This is a genomic window from Angustibacter speluncae, assembly GCF_054777815.1.
On the sequence record NZ_BAAHAF010000018.1, the window covers coordinates 64,746 to 71,181 of the forward strand.

The 6,436-nt window shown below is 75.5% G+C and carries 5 protein-coding genes and 1 pseudogene; 4 read left to right on the plus strand and 2 right to left on the minus strand.

Annotated features, from left to right (window positions below; all coding sequences use genetic code 11):
• Nucleotides 1-45 precede the first annotated feature (45 nt).
• The gene (locus ACYVKY_RS02165) at nt 46-1,188 is read right to left on the minus strand and encodes a sensor histidine kinase (protein ID WP_460433344.1); all 1,143 of its coding nucleotides are present in this window, start codon (nt 1,186-1,188) and stop codon (nt 46-48) included.
• Nucleotides 1,185-1,901: a response regulator gene (locus ACYVKY_RS02170; RefSeq protein WP_460433345.1), complete on the minus strand. Its 717-nt coding sequence runs from the start codon at nt 1,899-1,901 to the stop codon at nt 1,185-1,187. The genes ACYVKY_RS02165 and ACYVKY_RS02170 overlap by 4 nt, the downstream gene beginning before the upstream one ends.
• Nucleotides 1,902-1,942: 41 nt before the next feature.
• Between ACYVKY_RS02170 and ACYVKY_RS02175 the strand changes: the two genes are divergently transcribed.
• From ACYVKY_RS02175 to ACYVKY_RS02190, 4 genes and pseudogenes are all read left to right on the plus strand, one after another.
• A complete protein-coding gene (locus ACYVKY_RS02175; protein WP_460433346.1) occupies nt 1,943-3,391 on the plus strand; it encodes a GuaB1 family IMP dehydrogenase-related protein in 1,449 nt (482 codons plus the stop codon).
• A 36-nt stretch (nt 3,392-3,427) separates the two neighbouring features.
• Nucleotides 3,428-4,774: a hemolysin family protein gene (locus tag ACYVKY_RS02180; protein WP_460433347.1), complete on the plus strand. Its 1,347-nt coding sequence runs from the start codon at nt 3,428-3,430 to the stop codon at nt 4,772-4,774.
• Nucleotides 4,771-5,832, plus strand: a complete 1,062-nt coding sequence (locus tag ACYVKY_RS02185) for a hemolysin family protein (RefSeq protein WP_460433348.1) — start codon at nt 4,771-4,773, stop codon at nt 5,830-5,832. The genes ACYVKY_RS02180 and ACYVKY_RS02185 overlap by 4 nt, the downstream gene beginning before the upstream one ends.
• Before the next feature lie 244 nt (nt 5,833-6,076).
• Nucleotides 6,077-6,436 (plus strand): annotated as a pseudogene (locus ACYVKY_RS02190) (hypothetical protein); the annotation flags it as partial.

Here is a 6,436-nt window from a genome sequence, read left to right on the forward strand (position 1 = left end):
ACGGCACCCGAGTGCCGGGCGCCGCGACCATCCAACCGCAGGGGGTCAGGCGCCGTCGTCCACCCCAGGGCGGGCGCGGCGGATCAGCCGGGCGGCGGACCCCGGCCGCGGAGGGCGGTGCGCCGGGAGCGCGATCCGGATCGTGGCGCCGACCCCCGTGTCGGCCACCACGATGCTGCCGCCGTGCAGGTCGACGGCCCAGCGGGCGATCGCCAGCCCCAGACCCGTTCCGCCGGAGGCGGACTGGGCGGCCCCGGCGCGGTGGAAGCGCTCGAACACGCGCTCGCGGTCCTCGGGTGCGATACCGGGGCCCTCGTCCTGCACCTCGACGACCACCTCGTGCCCGGTGTCGACGGCCACCACCCGGACGCGCCCACCCGGCGGGCTGTGCCGGGCGGCGTTGTCGAGCAGGTTGGCGACGACCTGGTGCAGCCGGGCCGGGTCGGCGTCGACCCGCAGGTCCGGCGGCTCGACCTGCACCTCCCACAGCACGTCGCGGTCGACGGCGTCGTCGACGAGCCGCGCGGCGGCGACGGCCTCGTCGAGGAACGAGCGCACCTCGACGTCGACCAGGTCGAGGGGGACGACGCCCGCCTCGAGCCGCGACAGGTCGAGCAGCTGGGCGACGAGCGTGCCGAGCCGCTCGGTCTGGGCCAGCGCGGTGGTCAGCGTGGCGGGGTCGGGCTCGGTGACGCCGTCGACGAGGTTCTCGAGGGTGGCCCGCAGGGCGGTCACGGGCGTCCGCAGCTCGTGGCTCACGTTGGCCACCAGGTCGCGGCGCTGCCGGTCGACCGAGGCGAGGTCGTCGGCCATCCGGTTGAACGCGACCGCGAGCTCGCCCACCTCGTCGTGCGACGTCGCGTGCACCCGCCGGCTGTAGTCGCCCTTGGCCATCGCCCTCGCGGCGGCGGTCATCTCGCGCAGCGGCGAGGTCATCCCGCGCGCGAGCAGCTGGGTCACCACGAGGGACAGCACGATCGCGGTGGGGAGCGTGTACAGGGTGCGGATCTGGTTGTTCAGCCCGAACCACACGAGCAGCGCGGCCACGGTGACGGTGGCCGCCACGAGCAGCGCCAGCTTCGCCTTGATCGACCGCACCGGGTCGAGCGGTCGCAGGTCGGGCAGGGCCCGGTGCCGCACGGGCCCCGGCGTGGCCGCGAGGTCGTCGGCCCGCCCGTCGGCCGTCACGCCGACGGCTCCCCGACGGGCTCGAGGGCGTACCCGACGCCGTGCACCGTGCGGATCAGGTCGGCGCCGAGCTTGCGGCGCAGCGCCTTGACGTGGGAGTCGACGGTGCGGGTGCCCGAGGCGTCGACCCAGTCCCAGACCTCGGCCAGGAGCTTCTCGCGGGTCAGCACCACCCGCGGCTCGGCGGCCAGGCACAGCAGCAGGTCGAACTCGGTGGGGGTGAGGTGCACGAGCTCGCCCCTGCGCCGCACCCGGCGCTCGGCGCTGTCGACCTCGAGGTCGCCCAGCCGCAGCACCGCGTCGCCCGCCACCTCGCGGGCCTGCAGCGAGTCGGCGCGCTCGACCCGCCGCAGCAGCGCCTTGATGCGCGCCACCAGCTCGCGCATCGAGAACGGCTTGGTCATGTAGTCGTCGGCGCCGACGCCCAGGCCGACGAGCATGTCGGTCTCATCGTCGCGGGCGGTCAGCATGAGCACGGGGACGGGGCGCTGCGCCTGGATGCGACGGCACACCTCGAGCCCGTCCAGGCCCGGGAGCATCACGTCCAGGACCACCAGGTCGGGGCGCAGCTGCTCGGCCAGCCCCACGGCGGCCACGCCGTCGTGCACGACGGCGGTCTCCCACCCCTCGCTGCGCAACCGGGTGACCACGGCCTGGGCGATGGCCGGCTCGTCCTCCACCACCAGCACCGTCACGGCGGGCGTCGTCGTCATGCGGCCCAGGGTAGGTCTCCCGCCGCGTAGACTCGGCGCACGTGCGATTCCTCCACGGCGACCCCGGGCACGACCTCACCTACTCCGACGTCTTCCTGACGCCCTCGCGCTCGGACGTCACGTCCCGCATGGACGTCGACCTCGCCACCACCGACGGCACCGGCACCACCGTGCCCGTGGTCGTGGCCAACATGACCGCGGTGAGCGGCCGCCGGATGGCCGAGACCGCCGCCCGCCGCGGCGCGATCGCCGTGCTGCCGCAGGACCTGCCGCTCGAGGTCGTCCGCGAGGTCGTGTCGTGGGTGAAGGAGCGGCACCCGGTCTTCGAGACCGCGCTGACCCTCGGCCCGTCCGACACCGTCACCGACGCCCTGCACCTCATCCCCAAGCGCGCCCACGGCGGCGTCGTCGTGGTCGACCGCGACGGGTCGGCGCTCGGCGTCGTCACCGCGTCCGACTGCGCCGGGGTCGACCGCTTCACCCAGCTGCACCAGGTGATGTCGCGCGAGCCGCTGACGCTCGACGCCGACGACGTCGAGACCGACGGCGGCCTGCACCGCGCCTTCGACACGCTGCACGCCGCCCGCCGCCCGATGGCGCCGGTGCTGCGCGACGGCCGCCTCGTCGGCGTCCTCACCCGCACGGGTGCGCTGCGCTCCACCCTGTACGCACCGGCGCTCGACGACCGCGGGCGGCTGCGCGTCGGCGTGGCGGTCGGCATCAACGGCGACGTCGCCGCGAACGCGGCCGGTGCGCTGGAGGCCGGCGCCGACGTGCTCGTCGTCGACACCGCCCACGGGCACCAGGAGAAGATGCTGGCCGCCCTCGCCGCGGTGCGCGGGCTCGACCCCGCGGTGCCGGTCGTCGCCGGCAACGTCGTCACCGCCGACGGCGTGCGCGACCTCGTCGGCGCAGGCGCCGACGTCGTCAAGGTCGGCGTCGGTCCGGGCGCGATGTGCACCACCCGCATGATGACCGCCGTCGGACGGCCGCAGTTCTCCGCCGTGCTCGAGTGCGCCTCCGCCGCAGCCGATCTCGGCAAGCACGTCTGGGCGGACGGCGGTGTGCGCCACCCGCGCGACGTCGCCCTCGCGCTCGCCGCCGGCGCCAGCCAGGTGATGGTGGGCTCGTGGTTCGCGGGCACCTGGGAGAGCCCCGGCGACCTGATGACCGACGAGCGCGGCCGCCAGTACAAGGAGAGCTTCGGCATGGCGTCGGCCCGCGCCGTCGCGGCCCGCACGAGCCGTGACGACGCCTTCGAGCGGGCCCGCAAGGGCCTGTTCGAGGAGGGCATCTCGTCCTCGCGGATGATGCTCGACCCGAAGCGGCCCGGCGTCGAGGACCTGCTCGACCACGTCACCTCGGGCGTGCGCAGCGCCTGCACCTACGCCGGCGCCCGCACCCTCGCCGAGCTGCACGAGCGCGCCGTCGTCGGCGTCCAGAGCGCCGCGGGCTACGAGGAGGGCCGCCCCCTGCCATCTGGTTGGTGAGGGGGCGCGAGCGTCAGCGAGCCGTAGGCTGAGGCGGTGCTGACCGAGTGGCTGCTGCTGGGCCTGGGGGTCGTGCTGACCCTGGGCACGGGGGTGTTCGTCGCGGCCGAGTTCTCCCTGATCACCCTCGACCGGCCCGACGTCGAGCGCGAGGCCGCGTCCGGGAGCCGGTCGGCCGCGTCCGTGCTGGCGGGGCTGCGCACGCTGTCGACCCAGCTGTCCGGCGCGCAGGTCGGCATCACCCTCACCACGCTGCTCGTCGGCTACCTGGTCGAGCCGTCGCTGTCGCGGCTGCTCGAGGGCCCGCTCACGACCGCCGGCGTCCCCGAGGGCGTCGTCGGGCCGCTCGCCGTCGGGCTCGGCATGTTCGTCGCCACCGTGGTGTCGATGCTGGCGGGCGAGCTGGTGCCGAAGAACCTCGCGATCTCGGTGCCGATGGCCACCGCGCGGTGGGCGGTGCCGCTGCAGCGGGCGTTCACCTGGGTGACCCGTCCGCTCATCGCCGTGCTGAACGGCAGCGCCAACAGGATCCTGCGCAGCGCGGGCATCGAGCCGCGCGAGGAGCTGGCGAGCGGTCGCTCGCCGACCGAGCTGGCGTTCCTGGTGAAGCGGTCGGCCGAGGCGGGCACCCTCGACGAGGGCACGGCGACGCTGCTCACCCGCTCCCTCGGGTTCTCCGAGCACACCGCCGCCGACGTCATGACGCCCCGCGTGCGGGTGCGCTGCCTGCCGGTCGAGGCGTCCGCCGCCGACGTCATCGCGCTCGCGGCCGAGACGGGGCACTCCCGGTTCCTCGTCGTCGACGGCTCCCTCGACGACGTGGTCGGCGTCGTCCACGTGAAGAAGGCCGTGGCCGTCCCGCGCGAGCGCCGGGCCGACGTGCCCGTCGGGGCGCTGGCGCCGGCCGACCCGGTGTTCGTCCCCGAGACGGTGCGGCTCGACCCGCTGCTCGTCGACCTGCGCAGCCAGGGCATGCAGCTCGCCGTCGTCACCGACGAGTACGGCGGCACCGCCGGCCTGGTCACGCTCGAGGACGTCGTCGAGGAGCTGGTGGGGGAGGTCGCCGACGAGCACGACCGCGACCGCCCCCGCGTCATCCGCCAGCGCGACGGCTCGTACGGGCTCCCGGGGCAGCTGCGGCCCGACCAGGTGCGCGAGCTGCTGGGCCTGCAGGTCCCCGACGACGCCGCGTACGAGACGGTCGCCGGCTTCGTGCTCGCCCGGCTCGGGCGCCTCGCCCGGCTGGGCGACGAGGTCGTCGTCGCCGACGGCGTGCTGCGGGTGGAGCGGCTCTCGGGTCGCCGGGTCGAGCGGCTGCGCTACGTGCCGGTCGCCGGTGCGGGCGGCGCCCGCGACTCCGTGCTGGGGGTGGCAGGACGATGAGCACCGGGTCCGCGCTGCTGCTGGGCGTCGCGCTGCTGCTGCTGAACGCGTTCTTCGTCGGGGCCGAGTTCGCGGTCATGTCGGCGCGCCGCTCGCAGATCGAGCCGCGCGCTGCGGAGGGCAGCCGTCCCGCGCGCACGGCGCTGCTGGCGATGGAGAACGTCTCGCTCATGCTGGCCTGCTGCCAGCTGGGCATCACCGTCTGCTCGCTCGGCCTGGGTGCCGTGGCCGAGCCCGCCCTGGCCCACCTGCTCGAGGTGCCGTTCGAGGCGGTCGGGGTGCCCGAGGCGCTGCTGCACCCGATCGCCTTCGCCCTCGCGCTGGCCGTGGTGGTCTACCTGCACGTCGTCATCGGCGAGATGGTGCCGAAGAACATCGCGATCGCGGCCCCCGAGCGCTCGGCGCTGCTGCTCGCCACCCCGCTCGTCTGGACGGCCCGCGCGGTGAAGCCGCTCATCGTGGCGCTGAACGCCGTCGCCAACGCCGCGCTGCGGCTCGGCCGGGTCGAGCCCAAGGACGAGGTGGCCTCGACCTACACCGTCGAGCAGGTGCAGTCGATCGTCGACGAGTCGCGCCGCGAGGGCCTGCTCCAGGACGGCGGCCTGCTGGCCGGCGCGCTCGAGTTCAGCGACCTGGTCGCCCGCGACGTGATGGTGCCGGTCGCCGACCTGGTCACGGTGCCCGGCAGCGGGTCGCCCGAGGACGTCGAGCGGCTGGTGTCGCAGACCGGGTTCAGCCGCTACGCGGTCACCGCCGACGACGGCTCGCTGCTCGGCTACCTCCACCTCAAGGACGTGCTGCGCGACGACCCGCGCCGGCTCGACGAGCGCGCCCGCCGGCTGGTCACCGTGCCCGCGGACGCCGAGGTCGAGGACGTGCTCGCGCAGATGCAGCGCACCGGCTCGCACCTCGCGGTGGTGGCCCACGACGGCGCCGAGCCGCAGGAGGGCGTGGCGCCGGGCGGCGCGCTCGGCGTGGTGTTCCTCGAGGACATCATCGAGGAGCTCGTCGGCGAGATCCGGGACGGCACCAGCCGGCTGCGGGTGCGCACCCCGTAGGGTGTCCGCCGACCGCCCGGCACGCGGCGGTCGAGGGGGATTTGCGTTCCGCCCCCGAGGTGCCGTTACTATCTCGTGACCTCACCCGCAACTGCGGTGCTCCACTGACGCCACTCCCTCCGCGTGGGCCCCCTCCCCGCCACGGAGCCAGGCTGCGGCCGGTGCGACGAGGTCCCGTCCGGTGGCGCGCCCGCCGGGCTGCCAGCTGGGTGTCCTGTCGTCGAGTCACGCGCGGAGGTCGTTCGTGGGTTCGCACCGGGCGCAGGGCACTGCCCTGCGGCGCTCCCGCGAGACCGGCGACCCGTCGCCGGCGCGGTCCACCGGCACCCTCGAGACCTCGCCCCGCCGTCAGGCGGCGGCACGGCGCGCCGCCGCCGAGCGGCTCGCGGCCTCGACCGGCCCGACGTCGGCCCGCCGTCCCGCCGGGATGCGCACGCACCTCACCGAGGTGCTGCCCACCACCCCGCAGCCGACCGAGCAGCTGCCCGCCGTGTCCGGCTGGCTCGAGGCCGACGCCGCCGCCCCCGCCGACCTGAGCGCCCCGCTGGCCCCGGTCGTGCCGGTGGGGGAGCGTCGCGCCCGCCGGGAGGCCGAGCGCCTCGCC